The sequence below is a fragment of the Streptomyces sp. NPDC008238 genome, assembly GCF_042956445.1.
Taxonomy (GTDB): Bacteria; Actinomycetota; Actinomycetes; order Streptomycetales; family Streptomycetaceae; genus Actinacidiphila.
The window spans coordinates 542564-567644 of the sequence record NZ_JBIBGK010000003.1 but is presented as its reverse complement, the minus strand read 5'-3'; the positions used below and the strand labels follow the sequence as shown (position 1 = coordinate 567644).

Sequence of the window (25081 nt, the reverse complement as noted above, 5' to 3'; positions counted from 1 at the left end):
AGTGCGGTGGGCGTCGGCGGCGTACGCGCGGCGGAGCGGCCCCGGGCCGGCGTGCTCGCGGTGGCCCCACGATACGGGCGCGGAACACCCCGGCGCACGCGCCCCGTCCGTAACGGGGGCCACGGCGGCCCCGCCCGCGCACGGAGAGAGACGACCCGGACGCCCCGGGTGACCCTGATGCCCTGCCTGACTGCCGTGTTCCCCGTGGCCAGAGGGACGGCTGTCATCGAGAGGCGTCGGAAGGACTCCACGGGATAATTGGAGGGGGGCACGAAAGGGATGTCTTCGTGATCGACAGGACCGTCTGGCGCGGTTACCAGAGCGGCCGGCCTGACCGGAGCGGCCAGGCCGAGGCCTTCGACGCCATCGGTGACCGTTACGACGAGGCGTTCCCGCACAAGGAGGGGCAGTTCTCCGCCGGACTGTGGCTCGTGGACACCCTGCCGCCCGGGTCCCGGGTGCTGGACCTCGGCTGCGGCACCGGACTCCCGACCGCCCGGCAGCTCAGCGACGCGGCGTTCGACGTCGTCGGCGTCGACCTCTCCGAGGGCATGATCGAACTCGCCCGTACGTACGTCCCGGACGCCACCTTCCACCAGCTGGACGTCGCCGACCTCTACCCCGGCGGCCCGGTCGCACTCGGGCGCTTCGACGCCGTCGCGGCCTTCTTCTCCCTGCTGATGCTGCCGCGCGCCGAGATCCCGCACGCCCTCCGCACGATCCACCATCTCCTGCTCCCGGGCGGGCTGTTCGCGCTGTCGATGGTGGAGGCCGACGTGGACGACTTCTCCATCCCGTTCCTCGGCTGCACCATCCGCGTCTCCGGCTACCTCCGGGAGGAGTTGCTGCACGTCATCGAGTCGGGCGGCTTCGAGATCGTCAAGGAGTTCTCGTACACCTACGCCCCGGCCTTCAGCGACGTACCGCCGGAGGAACAGGTCTTCCTGTGCTGCCGGCGGATCGGCTGAGTCGGGACGGGACCGGGACGTGGCGCCGCACCGCACCCCCGGCGAGGACCCCGGCCCGGCCGGGGGCGGGGCGGAACCGCCCGCGCGGCACGCCACCTGGCCCCGCGACGCGGACGCGCCGCGCGCGCCCGGGCAGCCGCAGACCGACCGGCTGCGCTACCTCGACGCGGCGACGCGGCGCATCGCCGCAGGCATGGACCTGGACGAGACGCTGCGCGAGCTGGACGCGGCGGCCGTACCGGCCTTCGCCGACGTGATCTTCGTCCATCTGCACGATCCCTTGCTGACCGGGGAGGGGCTGGAGGGCGGCCCGGACCCGGCGGACGCCGTGGTCCTGCACCTGCACCCCACGCAGCGGCGCACCCCGGAGCCGCCGCCCCCGGCGCACCCGCCGCTGCCGTCGCCGGACGCGGAGGCCGCGGCGCCGGAGCCGCCGCAGATCGCGCTGCGGTGCGTCAACCGCCCGGGCCGGAACGGGGTGTCGGAGTGCGTGCGGCTCAGCACCACCGGCCGGCTCACCCGGCTGCTCAGGGAAGGCCGCCCGGTCTTCGGCGACGCCCCGGGCATCGCCCCCGCCGTCAGGGAGCTGCTCGGCCCGGTGTCCGGCCCGCCCGGGACGCTGCCGCCCGGCCGCCGTCTGATCATCGCCCCGCTGCACGGCCGCAACCGCCTCATGGGCACCCTCACCCTGCTGCGCCGCCCGGAGCGGCCCCCCTTCACCGCCGACGACCTGCTGGTCGCCTCGCAACTGGCGACCCACACCGCGCTCGGCGCCCACAAGGCGCTGATGTACGGGCACGAGGCGTCCGTCGCCGACGCGCTGCAGCGCACCATGCTCCCGGCCTCCCTCCCCGAGCCCACCGGGGTGCGGCTGGCCACCCGCTACCTGCCCGCCTCGGAGACCGCGCGGGTGGGCGGCGACTGGTACGACGCCATCCCGCTGCCCGGCAGCCGCGTCGCGCTCGTCGTCGGCGACGTGATGGGCCACTCGATGACCTCCGCCGCGATCATGGGCCAGCTGCGCACCAGCGTGCAGGCCCTCGCCGGGCTCGACCTGCCGCCGGACGAGGTCCTGCACCACCTCGACGAACAGGCGCAGCGCCTGGGCATCGAGCACATCGCCACCTGCCTGTACGCGGTCTACGACCCCATCTCGCACCGGCTGCTGATCGCCAACGCCGGCCATCTGCCGCCGGTCGTCCTGCTCCCCGGCGGCAAGGGCGAGGTGCTGCCCGTGCCCGCGGGCGCGCCGATCGGCGTCGGCGGGGTCGACTTCGAGACGGTGGAGATGCCCGCGCCCACCGGGGCCACGCTGTTCCTCTACACCGACGGCCTGGTGGAGTCCCGCGGCCACGACATCTGGACCGGGGTCGAGAACCTGCTCGCCCGCGTCCAGACCCCCGGCCGCGACCTCGTCCCGCCGCCCCTGGAGGCGCTGTGCGACCAGGCGCTCGGCGACCTCGGGCCCGGGGGTTCCCGCGACGACGACATCGCCCTGCTCGCCGCCCGCTTCGACGGCTTCCCCACGCACAGCGTCGCCTACTGGTACCTCGCCCCGCAGCCCGAGACCGCCTGCCGGGCCCGCCGGCTGACCCGCCGCGCCCTGCACCGCTGGGGCCTGGACCCGATGCTGGAGACGACCGAACTGCTCGTCAGCGAGGTGGTCACCAACGCCGTCCGCTTCGCCTCCCGACCCATCACCCTGCGCCTGCTCCGCACCGACGTGCTGCGCTGCGAGGTCGGCGACGACTCGCCCCTGGTCCCCCGGGTGCGCCGGGCCGGAGCGGAGGAGGAGAACGGCCGCGGCCTGTACGTCGTCGACCACCTCGCCGACCACTGGGGTGCCCGCCGCCTGGGCACGGGCAAGGTCGTCTGGTTCGAACTCCCCATCCCCGACGAGGCCCGCCGACGGGGCACGAACCCGGCGTAGCGGCGGGCGGCGGTGGCGGCCCGTCATCACCGCTCCGGAGCGGACGACTTGGGTCCGGTGGCCGTACGTCGCGCGGCGGCACACCCATCCGGGCGGGCCGCGCGGATGTCACAGCCGTGCCGCGTACCGCCTCCGCCACATAAGGCGGGGCGAACCGTAATAATCCGGGCATGCGCACTCACATCGCCGCAAGCGCCCTGCTGATCGCCGTCACCAGCCTGACCCTCAGCGGATGCGGCTCCTCCGCCGACACCACCGCCACCGCACCCGAGACCGCCGCGTCCTCGCAGTCCCCGGTGGCCAAGACCGACCAGACGGACGAGGACCACACCCTGACCGACCAGGGCGACGCCCTGACCGCCAGCGGCATCCCGTCCGCTCCCACGGGAGCCGAGCGGACCGCCCTCATCGCGGCCCTGCAGGCCATCAACCCCGACTTCGCCAAGGACCCCGACAAGGCCGTCGAGGCCGCCCGCCAGCAGTGCGCGGCCATCAACAGCAACGACCCCCAGGCGGACGCCGAGGCGAGCCGGCGCTTCACGTACCACGGCAACGAGCTCACCGAGGCCCAGGGCAAGGCCATCAACGACGCCCTGAAGAGCCTGAAGTTCTGCGGCGCCTGACCCCGCCGCCGGGCCTCCCGGAACACCACGGGCCCCCGTCCGGACGTACTCCGGACGGGGGCCCCGCCATGCCGCACGGGGCGCGGCATACGGGTGACGGGCGCCCCACCGGCGAGCGGCTGCGGTCGCGGCATCGAAGAGTTGTGGCGATGCTGACGGAGAAGCGCGGCCGCCTCCGCACGGACAGGGTGCGCCGGTGACCGCGCCGCACAGGAAGGCAGGCAGCGGCCATGACAGCGACACCCGACGCACAGCGAGGTCCTGGGAGGCCCGGCGGCAGCGGGACGCCGAACACGGCGTCCCAGGTCGCCGGGGCCCTGCTCCTGCTCAGCGGAACGCTCAGCGTCCTCATGGGCGCATGCGGCATCGCGAAGGATTCGCTGTTCTTCTCCTCGTCCCGGTACGCCTACCGGTTCGACCTGACCACGTGGGGCGTGATCCACCTCGTCGTCGGCGTGGTGCTCGTCGCCGCCGCCGCGGGAGCCCTGACGAACAAGAGCTGGGGTCGCGGGGCGGGTGCGGCAGCGGCCGGGATCAGCCTGATCACCCAGTTCATGTTCGTTCCCTACTACCCCGCATGGGCCATTCCCGTGATGGTGCTCGACCTCATCATCGTGTTCGCGCTGACGAGGTTCCACGTCGGGACCAGCGGCGGCGTGTGAACCGGGAGCCGGACCCTGCGAGGGCCGCCGCTCGCCACGTACGTGATCGCCCGCCCCTCGGGCCGGCCGACGCCTCGCCCACCGGGCGGAAGACCGAGCGGCCCTGTCCGGATGACGTCCGGATCGGCTCCCGTAGACCGGACTTGCCGTAAGCCCAGTTCCGGAGGGGTGGATAACCACCCTTCGTCACGCCCCAGTGGGCTGCCGTCGGCTCCCCTTGGTTGGCGTTCGGGCCGGCAGTGGGCCAGTAGAAAGGCCCCGAACCCGCAGGTCAGGTGGCCTTCACCAACACCACGACGCTACGCCGAGACGCCCCGTTGTCACCGCCCGCCGCTACGCTGAAGGTCCCATCCATCAGTGGCTTCTTGGGTGCGGAGAGCAGAGGGCCGGCGCTTGTGGCGAGCGCCGGCCCTCACCGTTCGAGGGGGCGCCGCCGCCTGTGCGAGGACTGCCCGATCAGCCTGTGAAGTCGCGGTCGGTTCACGGGAGATACACCGTGAGGCCGATGCCCGCTGCGAAGAGAATGGTCGCGGCAAGCGTGCCAGGGCTCGCATGGTCCCTATCACTGGCAGCCATGCAGGCCGCACCTGCTACGACAAGCAGGGACCGAATAGCAGGGAGCCATTGGCGTCGCTTCACCTCGGCGGCCGCAACGACGAGACCGAGAATCCCGCCCGCGGAGTAGACCGCCGAACCCATCCAGTGAGTTGCTGACATCGGCGGATGATCTCACGCCAGCCTTGGTACGGACTTGCCGTTTGCGGGGGGTCACCCTGACCCACGCAACTGTGGGGGTACAAGCCGTCCCCCTCAACTGAGTTCCTTCAACAGCTCAATCGTGCGCAGCGCGCCCACGAACAACTTTCTGTCCAGTACGGCGGACGTCGTCGGCCGCACCCGCGCCGTCCACAAGACCGCGGACGAGCAGGCCATCAGCGTGACCGCGCTGCAGGATGACGAGCACCTGGCGCTGTCCATGGCGACGAACGCCGTGCACGCCCTCGACATGTACGTGGATGCGGACGCCGACCGCGGCGTCGTTCGCACCAGCGGCACAGCCGGAACGCTCCGCCTCCGCTGGGCACAGACCGTCCTGTCCGCCACCCCGACCATCCTGCGCGCCGGATCCTGGCTCCGCCTGCACCGCATCGCCTGACCCCCCACAACGAAGCGCCCCCTGCCTGGCCCATCACGGGTCGGGCAGGGGGCGCTCTCGTGCGTTCAGGGGTCTACCACTGAATGTCGTAGCCCCACTGAATGTCGGCCGACGGCCATCCGATGTCGCTCATGCGCCCTCCCGTTGTGTGCGGTTCTGGGTCGGGGCAACGCTATGGGGATCATGCCGGGGCGACTGGATCGCATTCGGCCAGACGATCAGCCATCGGCCGGCGGCTGATCGGCGACGAACGTTCCGATGCCGGTCTCGCCGCGTAGCCAGCCCTCGTTGCGCAGGTGAGCGAGCGCCTTCTGGCTCGTCGACGTGGCGATGCCCAGCTCGGTCGCCAGCTCCAGCGTGGACGGGACGCGACTGCCGGGCGGATAGGTGCCGTCCTTGATGCGGTCGATGACGAGCGCCACGACCTGCTTCCACACCGCGCGCGTGCGATCAAGATCCGGTCCCATGCTCGCGACCGTAGGTTCCCGCGCCATGCCGCGCGACCGCAGCAACCCTCAGCAAGGCGCGGTAAGGCGCGGTAAGGTCGAAGGACGAGAAAGCCTTCGGCGGCCGCGTCAACGGCCCCGAGGCGTGGCCGACCGGGAAGGGGTCGACATGGCTCACGGTGCCGCACAGCACGCCCCGCGCGTAGCCGCCCAACTACGACGGCTTGAAGGGGTTGTCCACACCACCCACCGCGCCTACCTGGATCACCTCGCAGCGTGCCCCGCGTGCGCCTCCCGACAGGCTCAATGCGCTGCCCGGGCTGGCAGGCCGTGAGCGGGGCCCCTGAGGAGCGCGTCTCCGGCACCTGCGCCCGTTGCCAGAAGGAGACCGTGGACGGCCGGTCCTACCTGGTTGAGTCCGGCTCCGGCCCGGGCGGCATCTTCGTCCTGTGCGCAGACACCAGGGCGTGCCGACGCCGGGAGGGCACCGCGCGTGCACGCATGTACTCCCTGTAGAGCTGCCGCCGGCCTCCGACGGCGAAGCGACTCGGGAGGTCGATGGCTTGGGCCCCCACCGCACCCCGGCGGTGGGGGCTTCATCATGCCCTTGAGCGGCCGCTCGCTTAGGCCCTTCCCTTGATGTACGGCTCGAAAGCCTTGGCGAGGGTCTTGACGCGATTGGCGTAGGTAGTGGGCGATTCCTTGTCGTCCTTGGCCCGGGTGCCAGCCATGGCCGTGGCCGCCGCCTGTAATGCCGCGGCGCGGATCTTCTGCTCGTCGGTCACTAGCCCTCCCCTGTCGATGGCTGCTCAGTACACACTTCCCAGGCGGGGGCAACGGGCAACCCGTGAGCATGACAATGTCTGGCGCTCCCCAAGTCTGGAGCCCGCCCGACTGAGGCCCGGGCCTCACGGATTACACACACGCCCAGCCGGGCGGACGCTTGTGCGGTCCCGCCGAGATGAGGGGGAGGACGTTCGGCAGGACCACGACTCCGAGCCCGTCCGGCCAGCCGCGTGGACCATCTCGCATGGCCGGGCGGGCGCATGTGCGGCCCTGCCCTGGGGGCAGCTTTCGGGCGAGCGGTCGACAGGGCCACACCCCCAGCATGCGCCTGCGGCCAGGTCCTGGCGAGGCCCCACCACCAGCCAGAGAGCGGAAGCCAGCCGGACGGTCCCGCCACGGGGCGGGCGGGAGTGCCCTGGGCGGGACCGCTGTCTCAGGATGCGTGCCGGTCTTGGATGGCGCACGCGCACTCTGAGGCTGTGAGTCGGATGGTCCTCCAGACCGCCTCCGGTGAGCGGTCGAAATGAGAAGGGCCTCTGTCGCTTCGCCGCGACAGGGGCCCTTCTCTTGCTCGCGGTGTCTCGGGGGGTGGACGACCACAAGCGCGCCGTCTAGCGTGCCCCGACCGATGCAGCGACTACCAGTCGAACCGAGCAGCCGGGTGACGGGCGCGCCACTCCGGCGCTTTGTGGCGCGTCGCTCCCCGGTGACGCCTGCGCGCACCTAGGCTCGTGCCGCTGTCAGCTCACAGCACCGGGCCCCGCTGGCGACGCGGGGCCCTTCCCTGCGCCAAGCGGCCCCGTCGTCTGTGTGCGGCAGGATCGACGGGGCCGCGTCCGTGAGGCCGCCCAGCCGAAGATGGCCCTGGACGGCCGGGCGGGCGCATGAGCGGCCCCGCCCGGGTGAGGGCTGAATCTCGTTCCGCTTTGACGGGGTCGCACTCTCAGGTTGCGACGCTTCCCGGCGGAGTCGCAAACGGTGACGGTCGAGCCCCCACCGTCCCCCGCGGTGGGGGCTCACCCATGTCCCGGGTGAAGCGAGTTGGGCAAGACGTGATCGTCGGCACTTCGGGCCGGCAGCGGGCCAGCACTCGATCTTCGAGGCCGAAGAACGGGCTGCGGCCCCATCGGTCGAGACCGGTGGGGCCGCATTCACGCAGGACAGCGGTGGCGAGACCAACCGCCTGCGGGTAGGCCGTGTGGGACTCGAACCCACAACCAATGGATTAAAAGTCCACTGCTCTGCCAATTGAGCTAACGGCCCGCACCCCGCAGCATAGCCGGACGGCGGCCGTGGCTCCGAGCGCATTCGGCCCGTGCGGCGCGGCCGGCGCCGGCGGGCGGGCGGGACCGGTCAGCCGGGGGTGTCGGCCGGGGCGGGTACGGGAACCTCGGCGGAGGCGGGACCCCGGTCGCGGAGGAACCAGTGGCGGGCGGAGACGAACCACCACGTCGCCGCGAAGCCGAGGACGACCAGGACGGCGATCGGCGCGTAGTTGAACGTGTCGACCGTGACCGGGCTCACCTGGGGCAGCATGAAGAGCACGGTGATGAAGACGACCCAGGACACGGCGACCACCCCGATCGGGCGGGACCAACGGCCGAGGTGCCAGGGGCCGCGCTCGAAGTCGTCGCCCTTGCCCAGCCGCAGGAAGGTCGGGATGACGTACGCGATGTAGAGGCCGATGACCGCGATGGAGGTCACGGCGGCGTACGCGGTCAGGTTGATCAGGTACGGCAGGCCGAGGACGAGCGCGCCCAGGGCGGCCAGCCAGACGGCGTTGGTGGGGGTCTTGGTGCGCGGGTTGATGCGGTGCCAGACCGAGGAGAGGGGCAGCGCCCCGTCCCGCGAGAAGGCGTAGATCATGCGGCTGTTGGCGGTGACGGAGGCCATCCCGCAGAAGAGCTGGGCGCCGATGACGACGAGCAGCAGGAGCTTGCCGCCGACGTCGCCGAGGCCGTCGATGAGGATCTGCGCCGGGGGGACACCTGTCGGCGTGTCGAGGACCTGGTCGTAGGAGCGGATCGCGTACGTGAAGCCGAGCAGCAGCACGAAGCCGGCGATCCAGGAGATCCAGATGGAGCGGACGATGCCGCGCGGCCCGGCGGTGGCGGCGTCGTGGGTCTCCTCGGTCATGTGCGCGGAGGCGTCGTAGCCGGTGAAGGTGTACTGCGCCATCAGCAGGCCGAGCAGGACCACGTAGAAGCTGCTGCCCCAGCCGGTGTTGTTGACGAAGTGGGTGAAGACGAACGACGTCGACTGGTGCCGGTCCGGCACGAACGCGAGCGCGCCGACGATCAGGCCGACGCCGAGCACGTGCCACCAGACGCTGATGTCGTTGAGGAGCGCGACGATGCGGACGCCGAAGGTGTTGAGCAGTCCGTGCAGCACCAGGATCGCCGCGAAGAGCACGATCGTGTGGCCCGGGGTGCTGCTGAAGCCGAACTGCAGGTCCAGGTAGGCGTTGAGGAAGCTGGCGGCGCCGAAGTCGATGCCGGCGGTCACGGCGACCTGGCCGAGCACGTTGAACCAGCCCGCGAACCAGGCCCAGGCGGCGGCACTGCGCGGCGGGGCGAGCCGGTGGGCCCAGTAGTACAGGCCGGCGGAGGTGGGGTACGAGGAGCAGATCTCGGCCATCGCCAGACCGACGACCAGCGTCATGAGGCCGACGGCCAGCCACCCCCAGGTGATCACGGCGGGGCCGCCGGTGTTCATGCCGAACGCGTAGAGGGTCAGGCAGCCGGAGAGGACCGAGATGATGGTGAAGGAGACCGCGAAGTTGGAGAACGCGGACATCCGGCGGGCCAGCACCTGGGTGTAGCCGAGTTGGCGGAGGCGTTCCTCGTCGGAGACCTCGCCCGGGGGCCCCGCGGCCTCACCCGGTTCTTTTGGAATTGTCATGCCCCCAGCGATTCCCCCGCGGAGGGCACGGCATGCGTCACGTCCTGTCCGGAAGTGGACGGAAACTCCCGTGACCGGGGTCACAGGGAACTCGTTGGCCGGAACGGACGCCCCCGGCCCGGCGTGCGGCGGGCTGAGGAACGACGGGAGCCCGGCAGCGAAGTGCTGCCGGGCTCCGGGTCGTTCAACTGTTCAGCGGGCGTCAGCCGTTGCGCTTCCAGCGCGGCTTGTCCGTGCGGCGGTCGAAGCCGCCGCCGCTGGGGCGGTGGTCGTCACGACGGCCGTACGGGCGGCGGTCGTTGGCGTCGCGGTCACGGTTGAACGCCGGGCGGTCGTCGCGGCGGTCCCGGTTGACGGGGCGGTCGCCACCGAAGTGACGGTCGCGGGACTCGTGGGGGCGCGCCGGGCGGTCGTCGCGGCGGTCGTAGGAACGCGCCGGGCGGTCGTCACGACGGTCGAAGCCGCGGTCACGGTCACGGTCGCGGTTGAACGAGGGGCGCTCGTCACGGCGGTCCCGGTTGAACGCCGGGCGGTCGTCACGGCGGTCGCGGTTGTACGACGGGCGGTCGTCGCGGCGGTCCCGGTTGAAGGAGGGGCGCTCGTCACGGCGGTCCCGGTTGAACGACGGACGCTCGTCACGGCGCTCGTACCCGCGGTCGCCACGGTCACCGCGCTCACCACGGTCCCGGAAGGACGGGCGGTCGTCACGGCGGCGCTCGTAGTTGCCCCGGTCGTCGCGGCGCTGGAAGGTGCGCTGCTCCGGCGCGGACGCCTCCGCGGCCGGCGCGGGCACGGTCGCCGCGGCGGCGACCGCCTCGGCGGCCTCGGCCTGGGCGGCGGCCACGGCGGCCTCCGGGTCCTCGCCGCGCTCACGGGCGGCACGCGCGGTGAGGCGGTCGGCCTCCTCGCGCAGCTCGGCGGCCCGGCGCTGCGCGCGCTCCAGGGACTTGGTGAGGTCGGCGACCTCGCGCTCGGCCTGCTGGGCCGCGTTGCCGGCCGCGTCCGCCTGCACCTCGGTCAGCGACCGGGCGCCGGTGATCTTGGCGACGTCCTCGTCGAACGCGCCGGCCCCGCCGACGACGTGGCGCGAGGCGTCGACGCCCGCGTCCTCCATCAGCCGGAAGATCTGCTTGCGCTGGTGCGGCAGGGCGAGCGAGACGACCGTGCCGGACTGGCCGGCGCGGGCGGTACGGCCCGAACGGTGCAGGTAGTCCTTGTGGTCGCCGGCCGGGTCCACGTTGAGGACCAGGTCGATGCCGTCCACGTGGATGCCGCGCGCCGCGACGTCGGTGGCGACGAGGACGTTGACGTAACCGTCCTTGAAGTCCGCCAGCGTCCGGGTGCGGGCGCCCTGGGTCATGCCGCCGTGCAGGGCGTCGGCCTTGACGCCCGCGTCGCGCAGCTGCTCGGCGACGCGGTCGGCACCCATCTGGGTGCGGACGAAGATGATGGTGCGGCCCTTGCGGGCGGCGATGGCGGCGGTGACCGGGGCCTTGTCCTTGGGCTTCACGACCAGGACGTGGTGGGTCATCGTGGTGACCGCGCCCGCCGAGGGGTCGACCTCGTGCGTGATCGGGTCCTTCAGGTACCGCTTGACCAGGGTGTCGATCTCGTTCTCCAGCGTGGCGGAGAACAGCAGTCGCTGGCCGCCCTGCGGGATCAGGTCGAGGATCTCGGTGACCTCGGGCAGGAAGCCCATGTCGGCCATCTGGTCGGCCTCGTCGAGGACGGCGATCCGCACCTGGTCCAGCGAGCAGGCGCCGCGCTCGATCAGGTCGCGCAGCCGGCCCGGGGTGGCGACGAGGATGTCGACGCCGCGCTCCAGGGCGTAGATCTGGTTCTGCATGGAGGTGCCGCCGCAGACGACCTTCATCTTCAGGCCGAGCACGTCGCCGTACGGCTGCAGCGCGTCCGCGACCTGCATCGCCAGCTCGCGGGTCGGGGTGAGGATCACGCCGCGCGGGCGCTTCCGCTCGGTGTGGCCGTCGGCCAGGGAGGTGAGCAGCGGCAGACCGAAGGAGAGGGTCTTGCCGGAGCCGGTGCGGCCGCGGCCGAGGATGTCGCTGCCGGCCAGGGCGTCGGGGATCGTCGCCGCCTGGATCGGGAAGGGGGTGGTGACCCCGTTCTGCGCCAGCTTGCGGACGATCGCCTCGGGCAGACCCAGGTCGCCGAAGGTCACGCTGGGGGTCTCGGGAGCGGTCTGCTCCTCGGTGACGGCCTCGTCGGCGCCGTCGGTGTCGATGGGCATGGCGGAACGGTCGGCAGTGTCAATAGACATGCTGAAGCTAAAACCTCTCGGAGATTTCGGCACGCGCCAGCTCCGGAGGTTGCTTACAACCGCCTCGATGCGGTCAGCCACAGGAGAAAAGGAACGCGCCAACGCGGCGCGCTTCGGTTCGGCGCCGGGCAGTGGGATCAAACGATCTACCAGCATACGCATACGAGACCGCTTTGGCCAATTCGGTCCCCCGGGTCCCTCATGCTCCCCTCCCTCCCGCTCCCCCCGCGGCACCGTTCACCGAGGGCGCGCTGGACGGCGACGGCTGGGGCGAGCCGTCCCCGGACGGCGGCGGGGAGCTGTCGCCGGGCGAGGACGTCGCCGACGGCCGGTCCGACGGCGGCGCGGACTGTGAGGGCCGCCCCGAGGACGAAGGGCGCCCCGAGGGCTTCGCGCTGTGGGAGCGGCCCGGGCCCTGGGTCGGCCCCGGCACCGACTCCTGTGCCGACACCGAGGGCGAACCGGCACCCGGCGCGAGCGCCCCGGGCCGGCCCTCCACCCCGCCCGGGCCGCCGCCGGGCAGCACCATCCCGCCGTCCTGCCAGCTGTCCCCGGTCCCGCCGGCCTCCCCGGCGACACCGGAGGAGGCGCCCTTCGGCTGGGCGTCGCCGCCCGCGCCGCCCACGCTGACGCAGCCGGTCACGGAGCCCAGGGCGAGCACGGGCAGGAGCAGCACGGCCGCCGTACGCGCACGGGCGGTGGCAGGGGTCACGGGAGCACCTCTGGTGGATCTGGCGGGACGGATGGGTCCGGCGGTGCGGTGGGTCCGGCGGGTGGTCGTCGCGGGACCGGGTTCCGCGCTGCCCAACGGGCCCGCGGCCCTCGGGGACACGCCCGTACGGGCGCGAGCCCGGCCGCATCGCGCACGGCCCGCCCCGGCACGGGCCGCCGAACGGCTCCCGCCCGGCGCGCCCTTGGCGGGCTCCGGCAGCGCGGTCCGGCAGCACGATCCGGCGAGGCGATCCGCGTCGGACGCTGCCCGAACGGCCGTCCGTCGCGGACAATGGCGGTGTGCTGGAGATGTCACGCGAAGCGTTCGAGGAACTGGTCAGCGACGCGCTGGACCGGATCCCGCCGGAGCTGGCCCGCGTCATGGACAACGTGGCGGTGTTCGTCGAGGACGAACCCGACCCCGCCGATCCGGAACTGCTGGGCCTGTACGAGGGGACGCCGCTGACCGAGCGCGGGGAGTGGTACGCCGGCGTCCTGCCGGACCGGATCACGATCTACCGCGGCCCGACCCTGCGCATGTGCGCCACGAAGGAGGAGATCGTGGAGGAGGTCGCCACGACCGTCGTCCACGAGGTGGCGCACCACTTCGGCATCGAGGACGAGCGCCTGCACGAACTCGGCTGGGGCTGATCAGCGGTCACCCCGCCGGGCGGGCAGGGGACTCCGCCCCGGTGGCGCATGTCTCGCGACGGCCCGGGGCATACGTCGGCAATGGTCCGCGTTCGATCTCGTGTGCCCCGTATCCGTGACCTGTGGCGCCGCCGCCGCACGGCCGTACCGCCCGCCCCCTCGCTCGCCGTCCCTCCCGCCCGGCCGTACCTGGGCGCGCTCGGGCTGCTGGCGGTGACGCTGGTGGGCGGCTGGCTCGGCCTGGTGGTGCTGGGCAGCATCGAGGAACCGGTCGGCCCGATGAACACCCGGATGTCGCTGCACCCGTCCTGGACCGGGGACACCCAGGTCAACGTCTCCCCGCTGGGCGCCCTGCGGCTGGACAGCCACGACGGCCCGCTGCGCCTGGTCGTGGACGTCGACACCCTCGACCCCGACCGGGCCCGGACCCTCGTACGGCACCCGGAGCGGATCAGCGGACTGCAGAGCGAGGTCACCGCCGACGTGCGGCACAGCACGGCCGAACTCGCGCTGCGCTCCTCGGTGGCCGCGCTGACCGGCGCCACCGCCCTCGGCCTCGCCGTCTACCGCAGGCCCCGCCGGGCCCTCGCCGCCGGCGGGCTGTCCCTCGCGGTGCTGGTGGCCTGCGCGGGCACCGCGTACGGCACCTGGAACCCGCGCAGCGTCCTGGAACCCCGCTTCTCCGGCCTGCTGAGCAGCGCCCCCTCGGTCGTCGGCAACGCGCGCAGCATCGTCAGCGACTTCGACATCTACCAGCAGGAACTCGCCCGCCTGGTGACGAACATGACCCGGCTGTACGACGCGACGTCCACGCTGCCCGCCTACAACCCGGACCCGACCACGCTGCGGGTGCTGCACGTCTCGGACATCCACCTCAACCCGGTGGCCTGGCAGATCATCGAGTCCGTCGTCGCCGAGTACAAGATCGACGTGATCGTCGACACCGGCGACCTGATGGACCACGGCACCACCGCCGAGAACGGCTTCACCTCCGCCATCCCCGACCTCGGCGCGCCCTACGTCTTCGTCCGCGGGAACCACGACTCCATGGACAGCCAGCGCGCGGTCGCGGAGCGCGCCAACGCCCACGTCGTCGACGACGGCCGCTCGGTGGTGGTCAAGGGACTGCGCATCGCGGGCATCGGCGACCCGCAGTTCACCCCGGACCGCTCGGTCGAGGCGGCCGGCGACCCCTCGGAACGGCTGGCCGGGCAGAAGCTGGCCGACGCCGTCCGCGCGCAGAACACCACGGGTGCCAAGGTCGACATCGCGATCGCCCACAACCCGATCGCCGCCGCCCAGACCGACGGCCTGGTCCCGCTGATCCTCGCCGGGCACACCCACACCCGGGCCGTCGACGTGCTCGAGGAGGGCAGCCGGCTGATGGTGCAGGGCACGACCGGCGGCGGCGGGCTGCGCGCCGTCGAGGGCGACACCCCCCAGAAGGTGGAGGCCTCCGTCCTCTACCTGGACCAGGACACCCACGCACTGCAGGCCTGGGACGAGATCACCCTCGGCGGGCTCGGCCTGTCCACCGCCGAGGTCTCCCGCCACCTCCCGGAGGAGGTGGAGCCGGGCCGCGCCCCGGCCCCCTCCCTCTCCCCCGCCGGAAGGCCGTCCGGAACGCCCTCCGGCAGTCCCTCCGTCACGGCGACGAGCAGCCCGTAAACCGTTTTGGCGATCCTCCGCCGCATCCCATATGCTGCTGACGCGTCCCGACGGTGCCGAAGATCCGCCCGGCGGGCCACCCAGCCCTCATCGTCTAGTGGCCCAGGACGCCGCCCTTTCAAGGCGGTAGCACGGGTTCGAATCCCGTTGGGGGCACATACGTCTGCGTCGTCCCGCAGACGATGCGCGTTGGCAGTGCGGCCGGTTCACCGGCGGCGCTGCCTTCTGTGTTTTCCGGGCCGGGCAGCGCGACCGGCCCGGCGTCCCGTCCTCGCTGCCCCGCAGGTCACACGTGCGTGGCGGCACCCGGGGTCTGATACGCTGGTCCAGCGAGATCGGCCCGCCAGTGCGTGTCCGACCGGTCACCGAGAATCACCGACCGGTAGCCCCGTTCCCGGCGATCCGTCCCTCGCACAGCGCGGCGGAATCCCGTTGGGAGCACGCACAAACGTGTGGGAGACTGTCTCTCGCGCAGAGCGCAAAGCAAGGTCCTGTGGAGCAGTTTGGAGTGCTCGCCACCCTGTCAAGGTGGAGGCCGCGGGTTCAAATCCCGTCAGGACCGCGCTGGCTGGGTAGCTCAGTTGGTACGAGCGATCGCCTGAAAAGCGATAGGTCGCCGGTTCGACCCCGGCCCCAGCCACCAGCAACCCCCGTCGAGATCCTCGGCGGGGGTTTCGCGTTGCCGGTGAGGATCGCGTTCCTCCCGGCCGGCCACCCCCCGTCGGCCCTCCCGGTGGCCGGCGGCAACTGACGCCGTCCGGCGCCCAGTCGCACCGCGGCGCCGGCGCCGTGACGAACGCCACCGTCCCGCCCGCAGCGGGCCCCGCACCACGGCCCGGCCCGGGCCCCGCGGGACGGCGGAACACCCGGCGTAATGCGTTCGCCCGTGGGGCGCGGCGGATGCGATGCTGGAACGCGTATGTCTACGCAGCCCCCCTCCCCCGCATTCGGCGAGCTCGGCGCCCGGCTGGCCGAGCTCACCCTGCGCGACGCGCACCGCCTCGGCCGTCGCCTGGACGGCGCACGCCGCATCCGCAAGCCCGAGGCCCGCTCGGCCGTGCTGACCGAGATCGGGGCGGAGATCGACCAGGCCGCGCTGAAGGTCGAGGCGCGGCGCACGGCCATACCCCGGATCAGCTACCCCGAGCAGCTGCCGGTCAGCCGGAAGAAGGACGACATCCTGGAGGCGATCCGCGACCACCAGGTCGTGATCGTCGCCGGTGAGACCGGCTCCGGGAAGACGACGCAGATCCCCAAGATCTGCCTGGAGCTTGGGCGTGGCGTCCGCGGCCTGATCGGCCACACCCAGCCGCGCCGGATCGCCGCCCGCACGGTGGCCGAGCGCGTGGCGGAGGAGCTGCACACCCCGCTGGGCGGGGCGGTCGGCTGGAAGGTCCGGTTCACCGACCAGGTGGGCGACGGCACGCTGGTCAAGCTGATGACGGACGGCATCATGCTGGCCGAGATCCAGACCGACCGGGAACTGCGCCAGTACGACACGATCATCATCGACGAGGCCCACGAGCGCAGCCTCAACATCGACTTCATCCTGGGCTACCTCGCCCAGCTGCTGCCCCGCCGCCCCGACCTCAAGGTCGTGATCACCTCCGCGACGATCGACCCGGAGCGCTTCTCCCGGCACTTCGGCGACGCCCCGATCGTCGAGGTCAGCGGGCGTACGTACCCGGTCGAGGTGCGCTACCGGCCGCTGCTCGCGGAGGAGGCCGACGACGACGACCGCGACCAGATCACCGCGATCTGCGACGCGGTCGACGAGCTCCAGGCCGAGGGCCCCGGCGACATCCTGGTCTTCCTCTCCGGCGAGCGGGAGATCCGCGACACGGCCGACGCCCTGAACAAGAGGCAGCTGCGCCTGACCGAGGTCCTGCCGCTGTACGCGCGGCTGTCCTCCGCCGAGCAGCACAAGGTGTTCCAGCGCGGCACGGGCCGCCGCATCGTGCTGGCCACCAACGTCGCGGAGACCTCGCTCACCGTCCCCGGCATCCGGTACGTGATCGACACGGGCTTCGCCCGCATCTCCCGCTACAGCCACCGCACCAAGGTGCAGCGGCTGCCCATCGAGCCGATCAGCCAGGCCAGCGCCAACCAGCGCAAGGGCCGCTGCGGCCGTGTCGCGGACGGCATCTGCGTCCGGCTGTACTCCGAGGACGACTTCCTGACCCGTCCGGAGTTCACCGACGCCGAGATCCTCCGCACCAACCTGGCCTCCGTCATCCTGCAGATGACCGCGGCCGGCCTCGGCGACGTCTCGCGCTTCCCCTTCATCGACCCGCCGGACGCCCGGAACGTCAAGGACGGCGTCCAGCTGCTGCAGGAGCTCGGTGCGCTCGACGGGCAGAAGCTCACGCAGACCGGCCGCAAGCTCTCCCAGCTGCCGGTGGACCCGCGGCTGGCCCGCATGGTGCTGGAGGCGGAGCGCAACGGCGTGGTCCGCGAGGTGATGGTCATCGCGGCCGCCCTGTCGATCCAGGACCCGCGCGAACGCCCCCAGGACAAGCAGCAGCAGGCCGACGAGAAGCACCGCCGCTTCGCGGACGAGACCAGCGACTTCATGGCGCTCCTCAACCTCTGGCGGTACGTGCGCGACCAGCAGAAGGCGCTGTCCTCCTCCGCCTTCCGCCGGATGTGCCGCACCGAGTACCTCAACTACCTGCGCATCCGCGAGTGGCAGGACATCTACAGCCAGCTGCGCACGGTCGCCAAGACGATGGGCATCCACCTCTCCGAGGGCGACCACGAGGTCAACCTCCAGCACGTGCACCAGTCGCTGCTGGCGGGCCTGCTCTCGCACGTCGGCCTGAAGGACACCGACAGCAAGAACGAGTACCTGGGTGCCCGCAGCGCCAAGTTCGCGGTCTTCCCCGGTTCCTCGCTCTTCAAGAAGCCGCCGCGGTGGATCATGTCGGCCGAGCTGGTGGAGACCTCCCGGCTGTGGGCGCGGGTCAACGCCCGCATCGAGCCGGAGTGGATCGAACCGCTCGCCCAGCACCTGGTGAAACGGTCCTACAGCGAACCGCACTGGGAGAAGGACCAGGCCGCGGTCGTCGCGCTGGAGAAGGTGACGCTGTACGGCGTGCCGATCGTGGCCGACCGCAAGGTCAACTACGGGAAGATCGACCCGGAGACCAGCCGCGAGCTGTTCATCCGCAACGCGCTCGTCGAGGGCGACTGGCGCACCCACCACCAGTTCTTCCACGACAACCGGAAGCTGCTGGCCGAGGTGGAGGAGCTGGAGCACCGGGCGCGGCGCCGCGACATCCTCGTCGACGACGAGACGCTCTTCGACTTCTACGACCGCCTGGTCCCCGAACACGTCGTGTCCGGCGCGCACTTCGACTCGTGGTGGAAGCACAGGCGCCGCGAGGAGCCGGAGCTGCTCAACTTCGAGCACTCCATGCTGATCAACGAGAACGCCGAGGCCGTCACCAAGGACGACTACCCCGACTCCTGGCGCCAGGGGAAGCTCAAGTTCCGCGTGACGTACCAGTTCGAGCCGGGCGCGGACGCGGACGGCGTGACCGTCCACATCCCGCTGCAGGTGCTCAACCAGGTGACCCCGGACGGCTTCGACTGGCAGATCCCGGGACTGCGCGAGGACGTCGTCACCGAGCTGATCCGCTCGCTGCCCAAGGCGATCCGCCGCCACTACGTACCGGCGCCGAACTACGCGAAGGCCTTCCTCGACCGCGTCGTCCCGGTGCAGGACCCGCTGCCCGAGACGCTGGCGCGGGAACTCCAGCGGATGGTGGGCGTGCCCGTCACCGCCGAGGACTTCGACCTCGCCAAGGTCCCGGAGCATCTGAAGATCACCTTCCGGGTGACCGACGAGCGCCGCCGCAAGCTGGCCGAGGACAAGGACCTGGAGGCGCTGAGGCTGCAGCTGCGGCCGAAGACCAAGGCCGCGATCAGCAAGGCCTTCGACGACGCCGGCGCCATCGGCATCGAGCGACGCACGGGGCTGACGCAGTGGACGGTGGGCGCCCTGCCGCGCACCTTCGAGACCCGGCGGTCCGGGCAGCCGGTCAAGGCGTACCCGGCGCTCGTCGACGAGGGCGAGAGCGTGGGCGTGCAGCTCTTCGACACCGAGGCCGAGCAGACCGCGGCGATGTGGCGCGGCACCCGCCGGCTGATCCTGCTGAACGTCCCCACCAACCCTGCGAAGTTCGCCGCGGACCGGCTGTCCAACCAGGACAAGCTCGCGCTGTCGCGCAGCCCGCACGGCTCGGTGAACGCCCTGTTCGACGACTGCGTCACCGCGGCCGCCGACCGGCTCATGGCCGAGCACGGCGGCCCCGCCTGGGACGAGGAGTCCTTCCGGAAGCTGTACGACTCGGTGCGCGCCGACCTCGTCGAGCTGACCGTCAGGACCGTCGCGCAGGTGCGTCAGGTGCTGGCCGCCTGGCAGGCCTGTGAGCGCCGTCTGAAGGCCACCCAGAGCCTCGCCCTGGTGGCCAACCTGGCGGACGTCAAGGAGCAGCTGGGAGCCCTCGTGGGGCCCGGTTTCGTGACCGCCGCGGGGGTGCGCCGGCTGCCGGACCTGCTCCGCTACCTGGTGGCCGTCGACCGGCGGCTGCAGCAGATGCCCACGGGCGTGCAGCGGGACACCACGCGCATGGAGAAGGTCCGGGAGATCCAGACCGAGTACGCCGAGCTGCTGGCCGCCCGGCCGGCCGGGCGGCCCGTCCCCGAACGGGTGCGGGACATCCGGTGGATGATCGAGGAACTGCGGGTCAGCTACTTCGCGCACGCCCTCGGGACGGCGTTCCCGGTCTCGGACAAACGCATCTTCAAGGCCCTCGACGAAGCCTGGGGCTGATCGGGTTCGCAATCACCCTCTGACCTGCTGTAGAGTCTTCCTCGCGGCCAAGGAACGACGGCCGCGAAACCTGGTCCTGTGGAGCAGTTTGGAGTGCTCGCCACCCTGTCAAGGTGGAGGCCGCGGGTTCAAATCCCGTCAGGACCGCAGTAGAAGGCAAGGCCCGCGTCCAGCGAAGGACGCGGGCCTTCTTGCTGTGCGCGCGGCGCGGCCGCGGCCGCGGCCGCGGTGGCCGGTAGCGGTTGTGGAGGGGACGGGTCCCCTGGTCCCGTCCGTTCCCGCGTGGTACGCCTGGCACATGAGCGCGACGCCCAGGGACCCGGGCCCGGCACCCCGGGACGTGACGCGGGCGCTGCTGCGCGCGCACCTGGCGGCCGCGGCAGGGGGCGGGCGACGGCACCTCACCCGGCACTGCCCGGTGTGCCACCGGCTGATGCGGCTGGCGCTACGGCGCGCGGCCGTCCCACTACCGCACGAACCGGGCGAGGAACAGGACTCCGGCATGTGACGGGAGTCACGTGAAAAGTTCCCCGCCTGGGGGAACTTGGGGCCTCCTGTGGGACCGTCAATTTAATATGTGCAATTGCACTCACGACAGAGGACCCAGTCCTCACAACACGGACACATCACACGCACAAAAAAGATCGCACCGGAGCCGGCGGACTCCGGTGCGATCGACGTTCCTACGGGCTTCCCTGATGGGGGCAGGGACCCTTCGGAGCGGACGCCGTGGCGGGTTGGGGGCCCCGCGCGGGCGTCCGTTTGTTCAGGTCAGGCCTCGCTGCGCTGCTGCGGAATGCCCGCGAGCAGTGCACGGACCTCCGCCTCGCGGTAGCGGCGGTGCCCGCCGAGCGTGCGGATGGACGTGAGCTTGCCAGCCTTGGCCCAGCGCGTGACCGTCTTCGGGTCCACGCGGAACATCGTGGCGACCTCAGCGGGGGTCAGCAGCGGCTCGGCATCAGGGGTGCGAGCGGTCATGAGCGGCCTCCTCGAGAGAACCGAACCAACACGGTTCTTTCCTCTAAATTCTGCACCTTGACCCGCGTTGCCCGAAATGGCGGACGCGGGCCGAGTCGGTAATAGGACGAACGGCTTGTCCTTGGCACTACAACTACACCATCTGTCCAGCCGTGTCGGCCAAACCGATGGATTTGCCCTCTGAGGTGTCTAAGCTCGACGGAAGCCGATGGACCGGGCCATAACGGACAGTCACACCTGGGTGACGATCAGTCACAGCCAACCCACGAGCCACAGCCCCACCTCAAGGGGATGCAATCCCGGACATTCCACCCAGAGCGAGTGGAAAGAGGTCCTTCCGGACCCGATGTCCCATATTGTCATGGGGGGTGGGGATGAGGGCAAGACCCCTAAACGTGCTTTAGGTCACCCTTAGGCCAAAGGTACCGGTCGGCCGGACTCAGGACCAAAGTCCCTCCCCCGCGGCCCCCGGTTCCCGACGGACCCTCAACTCGCGTACAGGAGCTCCCTGACGGCCCTCCAGCGGTCGGTGAGCCGCTCGTACGCCTCACCGGCCCGGGTGCCGTCGTCGTCCCGCAGCGCCGCCAGCGCCTCCGCCACGTCGGCGGCCGAACGGTCACCCGCGAGGGAGTCCGGCGCGATGGCGTGCACGAGCCCCCCGTAGTCGAGTTCGACCAGGGAACGCGGGTGGAACTCCTCGAGCCACCGCCCCACGTCCACCAAACCGTCGATCAGAGGCCCCTCTTCGAGTGAATCCTTGAGGACCCGCAGCGCCCGGGCCGTCCGCCGGCGGGCCTGCACCATGGGTGTCCGGTAGCGCATGACCGGCCCCTTGGACTCGCCCGCGCCCGCGGGTTCGTACTCCCGCTCGGAGTCGTCGAACAGCACGAACCAGCGCACCGGGACGTGCCACGTCGCCCCGCGGATCCAGGGCCGGGCGTCGGCGTTCTCGGGCTTCTCCGCCCGCCACGCCGCGAAGTCGGCCTCCGCCTGCTCGAGCGCGACCCTCGGCAGCACCGCCTCCACCACGGGGGCCGGGTACTCCTCGACCAGTTCGGACAGGGCCAGCCAGCCGCGCAACCGGGTGCGCCAGGGGCAGACGTGGGTCACGCCGTCCACGACGGCGACGAAGGCCTCACCGCTCTCGCGGACCGGAACGGCCAGCGGCGGGACGGAGAGCAGACCGGCCAGCGACTGCCGCAGCTCGTCCTGTGCGGTCCGCTGCGGGCCCTGGGCGGCGTAGCGGTACCAGTAGCCGCGGTCGGGCTCCGGGAAGGCCGCCAGCGGCTCGTACACCCGCAGATACGCCGCGTAGGGGACCAGCACCGATGACAAGCCCACACCCGCTCCCTCGTGACGGCTTCCGCCATGGCATCGTCCCACGTCGTTTCCGGCACGGGGAGTGATCCACGACACTGGGAAGATGTTCAGGGCCGGGTGGTTCTAGTCTTCTGCCGACCGGCCCTCCCCCACCCACCCGGAGGGCGACCTCTGGACATTCGGGAGTCACCACAGTGACCGACGTACGTCAGACACCCGGCATCGTCTCCACGCTGTTCCGATCGGAGCAGGGCGGTCACGAGCAGGTCGTCTTGTGCCAGGACCGCGCCAGTGGCCTCAAGGCCGTCATCGCGATCCACTCCACCGCCCTGGGCCCGGCCCTCGGCGGCACCCGCTTCCACGCGTACCCCTCCGACGAGGCGGCCGTCGAGGACGCGCTCAACCTCGCCCGCGGCATGTCGTACAAGAACGCGCTCGCCGGCCTCGACCTCGGCGGCGGCAAGGCCGTCATCATCGGCGACCCGGACATGGACAAGTCCGAGGAGCTGCTGCTGGCCTACGGCCGCTTCGTCGCCTCGCTCGGCGGCCGCTACGTCACGGCCTGCGACGTCGGCACCTACGTGGCCGACATGGACGTGGTCTCCCGCACCGCGCCGCAGTGGACCACCGGCCGCTCGCCCGAGAACGGCGGCGCCGGCGACTCCTCCGTGCTGACCGCCTGGGGCGTCTTCCAGGGCATGCGCGCCTCCGCCCAGGCCCAGTGGGGCGACCCCACGCTGCGCGGCCGCAGGGTCGGCGTGGCCGGTGTCGGCAAGGTCGGCCACCACCTGGTGGAGCACCTGCTCAAGGACGGCGCCGAGGTCGTGGTCACCGATGTTCGCGGCGAGGCCGTCGACCGGATCACCTCCCGTCACCCTCAGGTCACCGCCGTCTCCGACGCTGACGTCCTGGTGCGGACGCCGCTGGACGTGTACGCGCCCTGCGCGCTCGGCGGTGCCCTGAACGACGACTCGGTGCCGGCCCTCACCGCCTCGATCGTCTGCGGCGCGGCCAACAACCAACTCGCCCACCCCGGCGTCGAGAAGGACCTGGCCGACCGCGGCATCCTGTACGCGCCCGACTACGTCGTGAACGCGGGCGGCGTCATCCAGGTCGCGGACGAGCTGCACGGTTTCGACTTCGACCGGGCCCGCGCCAAGGCGACGAAGATCTTCGACACCACGCTCGCCATCTTCGAGCGCGCCGCGGCCGACGGCATCCCGCCGGCCGCCGCCGCCGACCGCCTGGCCGAGCAGCGCATGGCCGAGCGCACCCCGGCGGAGAGCTGGCTGCGTCCGTGACCCACGGGGCCGCGGCAGGACCGCGGCCCCTCCGGCACGCCCGGCGTCCGGGTCCGGACGGCGGGCGTGTCCTCCATCACAAAGCGGACACCCGCGGGGTGCCCCCGACGTACGGTGTGCGCGCGTCCTCGCGTGTCGGGGCGGCTCCCGGCGGGCCTCCGCGACGAGGACGGCGGGCCGGACATCCGACCGTTACCACGCCCCGGCAGCCAGACCGTGGCGGAAGAAGGTAAAATCGCGACTGACCAGCCAGGACGGGGCCATCGCGGGCCCCTGCTCCGACGCGCGTCGTGCGGGCGACGTACCGTGCGGCCTCGGAAGCAGGTACCGTTGAAGTCCTACGGACCGGGTCTCTCATCCGAGGGCCCGTTCCACATCGTGAACGCGTGTCAAGACTCGGGGCCGTCGAGCCCCACCGTTGAGGGGGTCGAGCCAATGGGGCGCGGCCGGGCCAAGGCCAAGCAGACGAAGGTCGCCCGCCAGCTGAAGTACAACAGCGGCGGTACGGACCTGTCACGTCTGGCCGAAGAGCTGGGCGCATCGTCGACACTGCCGGTCAATCCGGAGGTACAGGAAGACGACGATGACGACGAGCTGGAAGACGACCCGTACGCACGGTACGTGGATCTCTACGGCGACGACGAGGACGACGACGAGGACGACGAGTCCCAGTCCTCATCACAACGCCGTCGTGCTTGACGCAACACATTCCGTTGCAGCTTGACCACTGACCCGGTCCGGGCATCGTCCGGACCGGGCTTTGTGCTGTCCCGCACGGGTCAGCCCGCGTAGTCCCCGGTCAGCGCGACGGCCTCGGTGTGCTCGCCGCGCTCCACGACCTCGCCGGCCACCCAGGCGTCCAGGCCCCGGTCGGCCAGCGTCGTCAGCGCCACGTCCACGGAGTCCGCGGGCACCACGGCGACCATGCCGACGCCCATGTTCAGCGTCTTCTCCAGCTCCAGCCGCTCCACCCCGCCGAGCCTGCCGACGGTGTCGAACACCGCGCCCGGCGTCCACGTCGAACGGTCCACCGTGGCGTGCAGGTGGTCCGGGACGACCCGCGCCAGGTTGTTGGCGAGGCCGCCGCCGGTGACGTGCGAGAAGCCGTGCACCTCGGTCGTACGGGTCAGCGCCAGGCAGTCCAGGGAGTAGATCCGGGTCGGCTCCAGCAGCTCCTCGCCGAGGGTGCGGCCGAACTCCGGCACCTCCCGGTCCAGCGCCCAGCCGGCCCGGTCGAACAGCACGTGCCGGACGAGCGAGTACCCGTTGGAGTGAAGACCGGAGGACGCCATGGCGATCACCACGTCACCCTTACGGATGCGATCCGCGCCCAGCAGCCGGTCGGCCTCGACCACGCCCGTCCCGGCGCCGGCGACGTCGAACTCGTCCTCGCCGAGCAGTCCCGGGTGCTCCGCCGTCTCGCCGCCGACCAGGGCGCAGCCGGCGAGCACGCAGCCCTCGGCGATGCCCTTGACGATGGCCGCGACGCGGTCGGGGAAGACCTTGCCGACGCAGATGTAGTCGGTCATGAACAGCGGCTCGGCGCCGCACACGACCAGGTCGTCGACGACCATGCCGACGAGGTCGTGGCCGATCGTGTCGTAGACGCCCATACGGCGGGCGACGTCGACCTTGGTGCCCACGCCGTCGGTGGCGGAGGCCAGCAGCGGCCGCTCGTAGCGCTTGAGGGCGGAGGCGTCGAAGAGCCCGGCGAAGCCGCCGAGACCGCCCACGACCTCCGGGCGGGTGGCCTTCCCCACCCATTCCTTCATCAGCTCGACCGCGCGGTCGCCCGCCTCGATGTCGACTCCCGCCGCGGCGTAGCTGGCACCGGTGTTCTCGGACATGGCTGTGTTGTGTCCTTG

At 71.6% G+C, this 25081-nt stretch carries 19 protein-coding genes and 5 tRNA genes; 15 read left to right on the top strand and 9 right to left on the bottom strand.

All coding sequences use genetic code 11. The features are described 5' to 3' along the window. The first annotated feature begins 287 nt into the window (after positions 1 to 287). The 5 genes from ACFZAU_RS11465 to ACFZAU_RS11445 all read left to right on the top strand — a co-directional run bounded on the left by ACFZAU_RS11465 (position 288) and on the right by ACFZAU_RS11445 (position 5339). Positions 288 to 968 (top strand): class I SAM-dependent DNA methyltransferase, encoded by a 681-nt coding sequence (locus tag ACFZAU_RS11465; RefSeq protein WP_499599654.1) that lies wholly within the window; start codon positions 288 to 290, stop codon positions 966 to 968. Positions 969 to 987: 19 nt separating this feature from the next. After that, positions 988 to 2898 (top strand): SpoIIE family protein phosphatase, encoded by a 1911-nt coding sequence (locus ACFZAU_RS11460; protein WP_500551954.1) that lies wholly within the window; start codon positions 988 to 990, stop codon positions 2896 to 2898. A 170-nt stretch (positions 2899 to 3068) separates the two neighbouring features. Continuing rightward, entirely contained in the window at positions 3069 to 3521 is a 453-nt protein-coding gene (locus ACFZAU_RS11455) for a hypothetical protein (RefSeq protein WP_500551953.1), read from the top strand. Positions 3522 to 3751: 230 nt separating this feature from the next. Continuing rightward, complete coding sequence (locus ACFZAU_RS11450; protein WP_500551952.1) at positions 3752 to 4183, top strand: DUF7144 family membrane protein; 432 nt, start codon at positions 3752 to 3754, stop codon at positions 4181 to 4183. An 838-nt stretch (positions 4184 to 5021) separates the two neighbouring features. Next, entirely contained in the window at positions 5022 to 5339 is a 318-nt protein-coding gene (locus tag ACFZAU_RS11445; RefSeq protein WP_500551951.1) for a hypothetical protein, read from the top strand. Between the two features lie 218 nt (positions 5340 to 5557). On the opposite strand, the gene ACFZAU_RS11440 is transcribed toward ACFZAU_RS11445, so the two are convergent. From ACFZAU_RS11440 to ACFZAU_RS11415, 6 genes are all read right to left on the bottom strand, one after another. Further along, complete coding sequence (locus tag ACFZAU_RS11440) at positions 5558 to 5806, bottom strand: GntR family transcriptional regulator (protein WP_500551950.1); 249 nt, start codon at positions 5804 to 5806, stop codon at positions 5558 to 5560. Between the two features lie 602 nt (positions 5807 to 6408). Continuing rightward, on the bottom strand, positions 6409 to 6570 hold the full coding sequence (locus tag ACFZAU_RS11435; protein ID WP_500551949.1) for a hypothetical protein: 162 nt from the start codon (positions 6568 to 6570) through the stop codon (positions 6409 to 6411). Positions 6571 to 7761: 1191 nt separating this feature from the next. Beyond that, a tRNA-Lys gene (locus tag ACFZAU_RS11430) sits at positions 7762 to 7834 on the bottom strand. A gap of 90 nt (positions 7835 to 7924) precedes the next feature. Beyond that, complete coding sequence (locus ACFZAU_RS11425; RefSeq protein WP_500551948.1) at positions 7925 to 9472, bottom strand: amino acid permease; 1548 nt, start codon at positions 9470 to 9472, stop codon at positions 7925 to 7927. A gap of 202 nt (positions 9473 to 9674) precedes the next feature. After that, on the bottom strand, positions 9675 to 11750 hold the full coding sequence (locus ACFZAU_RS11420) for a DEAD/DEAH box helicase (RefSeq protein ID WP_500551947.1): 2076 nt from the start codon (positions 11748 to 11750) through the stop codon (positions 9675 to 9677). Positions 11751 to 11949: 199 nt separating this feature from the next. Beyond that, positions 11950 to 12462 carry a hypothetical protein gene (locus ACFZAU_RS11415; protein ID WP_500551946.1) on the bottom strand — a complete coding sequence of 171 codons (513 nt, stop codon included), beginning with the start codon at positions 12460 to 12462 and terminating at the stop codon, positions 11950 to 11952. A 299-nt stretch (positions 12463 to 12761) separates the two neighbouring features. Here ACFZAU_RS11415 and ACFZAU_RS11410 point away from each other — a divergent pair, with 299 nt between their 5' ends. From ACFZAU_RS11410 to ACFZAU_RS11375, 8 genes are all read left to right on the top strand, one after another. Continuing rightward, the gene (locus ACFZAU_RS11410) at positions 12762 to 13112 is read left to right on the top strand and encodes a metallopeptidase family protein (protein ID WP_499599646.1); all 351 of its coding nucleotides are present in this window, start codon (positions 12762 to 12764) and stop codon (positions 13110 to 13112) included. A gap of 81 nt (positions 13113 to 13193) precedes the next feature. After that, positions 13194 to 14780: a metallophosphoesterase gene (locus ACFZAU_RS11405; RefSeq protein ID WP_500551945.1), complete on the top strand. Its 1587-nt coding sequence runs from the start codon at positions 13194 to 13196 to the stop codon at positions 14778 to 14780. An 83-nt stretch (positions 14781 to 14863) separates the two neighbouring features. Further along, positions 14864 to 14936 (top strand) — tRNA-Glu (locus ACFZAU_RS11400). A 331-nt stretch (positions 14937 to 15267) separates the two neighbouring features. Continuing rightward, positions 15268 to 15342: transfer RNA gene (locus ACFZAU_RS11395), tRNA-Asp, on the top strand. Between the two features lie 4 nt (positions 15343 to 15346). After that, positions 15347 to 15423: transfer RNA gene (locus tag ACFZAU_RS11390), tRNA-Phe, on the top strand. Between the two features lie 276 nt (positions 15424 to 15699). Then, a complete protein-coding gene (gene hrpA / locus ACFZAU_RS11385; protein WP_500551944.1) occupies positions 15700 to 19617 on the top strand; it encodes an ATP-dependent RNA helicase HrpA in 3918 nt (1305 codons plus the stop codon). A 72-nt stretch (positions 19618 to 19689) separates the two neighbouring features. Beyond that, positions 19690 to 19764, top strand: a tRNA-Asp gene (locus tag ACFZAU_RS11380). Positions 19765 to 19915: 151 nt separating this feature from the next. Next, complete coding sequence (locus ACFZAU_RS11375) at positions 19916 to 20125, top strand: DUF6274 family protein (RefSeq protein WP_499599642.1); 210 nt, start codon at positions 19916 to 19918, stop codon at positions 20123 to 20125. 263 nt (positions 20126 to 20388) lie between these two features. Here ACFZAU_RS11375 and bldC read toward each other — a convergent pair whose 3' ends face one another. Further along, positions 20389 to 20595 carry a developmental transcriptional regulator BldC gene (gene bldC, locus ACFZAU_RS11370; RefSeq protein ID WP_003949541.1) on the bottom strand — a complete coding sequence of 69 codons (207 nt, stop codon included), beginning with the start codon at positions 20593 to 20595 and terminating at the stop codon, positions 20389 to 20391. A gap of 486 nt (positions 20596 to 21081) precedes the next feature. Then, positions 21082 to 21936: a DUF8083 family protein gene (locus tag ACFZAU_RS11365; protein ID WP_499599640.1), complete on the bottom strand. Its 855-nt coding sequence runs from the start codon at positions 21934 to 21936 to the stop codon at positions 21082 to 21084. A 173-nt stretch (positions 21937 to 22109) separates the two neighbouring features. Between ACFZAU_RS11365 and ACFZAU_RS11360 the strand changes: the two genes are divergently transcribed. Beyond that, positions 22110 to 23216: a Leu/Phe/Val dehydrogenase gene (locus tag ACFZAU_RS11360; protein WP_499599639.1), complete on the top strand. Its 1107-nt coding sequence runs from the start codon at positions 22110 to 22112 to the stop codon at positions 23214 to 23216. Between the two features lie 330 nt (positions 23217 to 23546). Next, positions 23547 to 23915, top strand: a complete 369-nt coding sequence (locus tag ACFZAU_RS11355; RefSeq protein ID WP_499599638.1) for a DUF3073 domain-containing protein — start codon at positions 23547 to 23549, stop codon at positions 23913 to 23915. Positions 23916 to 23995: 80 nt separating this feature from the next. Here ACFZAU_RS11355 and purM read toward each other — a convergent pair whose 3' ends face one another. Then, positions 23996 to 25063 carry a phosphoribosylformylglycinamidine cyclo-ligase gene (gene purM / locus ACFZAU_RS11350; protein WP_500463889.1) on the bottom strand — a complete coding sequence of 356 codons (1068 nt, stop codon included), beginning with the start codon at positions 25061 to 25063 and terminating at the stop codon, positions 23996 to 23998. Positions 25064 to 25081 lie beyond the last annotated feature (18 nt).

Excerpts from the sequence above, each read along its gene's own strand:
- ACFZAU_RS11455 (WP_500551953.1), top strand. The coding sequence starts at position 3,069 with ATGCGCACTCACATCGCCGCAAGCGCCCTGCTGATCGCCGTCACCAGC.
- ACFZAU_RS11450 (WP_500551952.1), top strand. The coding sequence starts at position 3,752 with ATGACAGCGACACCCGACGCACAGCGAGGTCCTGGGAGGCCCGGCGGC.
- ACFZAU_RS11440 (WP_500551950.1), bottom strand. The coding sequence starts at position 5,806 with ATGGGACCGGATCTTGATCGCACGCGCGCGGTGTGGAAGCAGGTCGTG.
- ACFZAU_RS11425 (WP_500551948.1), bottom strand. The coding sequence starts at position 9,472 with ATGACAATTCCAAAAGAACCGGGTGAGGCCGCGGGGCCCCCGGGCGAG.
- ACFZAU_RS11420 (WP_500551947.1), bottom strand. The coding sequence starts at position 11,750 with ATGTCTATTGACACTGCCGACCGTTCCGCCATGCCCATCGACACCGAC.
- ACFZAU_RS11405 (WP_500551945.1), top strand. The coding sequence starts at position 13,194 with ATGGTCCGCGTTCGATCTCGTGTGCCCCGTATCCGTGACCTGTGGCGC.
- hrpA (WP_500551944.1), top strand. The coding sequence starts at position 15,700 with ATGTCTACGCAGCCCCCCTCCCCCGCATTCGGCGAGCTCGGCGCCCGG.
- ACFZAU_RS11375 (WP_499599642.1), top strand. The coding sequence starts at position 19,916 with ATGAGCGCGACGCCCAGGGACCCGGGCCCGGCACCCCGGGACGTGACG.
- bldC (WP_003949541.1), bottom strand. The coding sequence starts at position 20,595 with ATGACCGCTCGCACCCCTGATGCCGAGCCGCTGCTGACCCCCGCTGAG.
- purM (WP_500463889.1), bottom strand. The coding sequence starts at position 25,063 with ATGTCCGAGAACACCGGTGCCAGCTACGCCGCGGCGGGAGTCGACATC.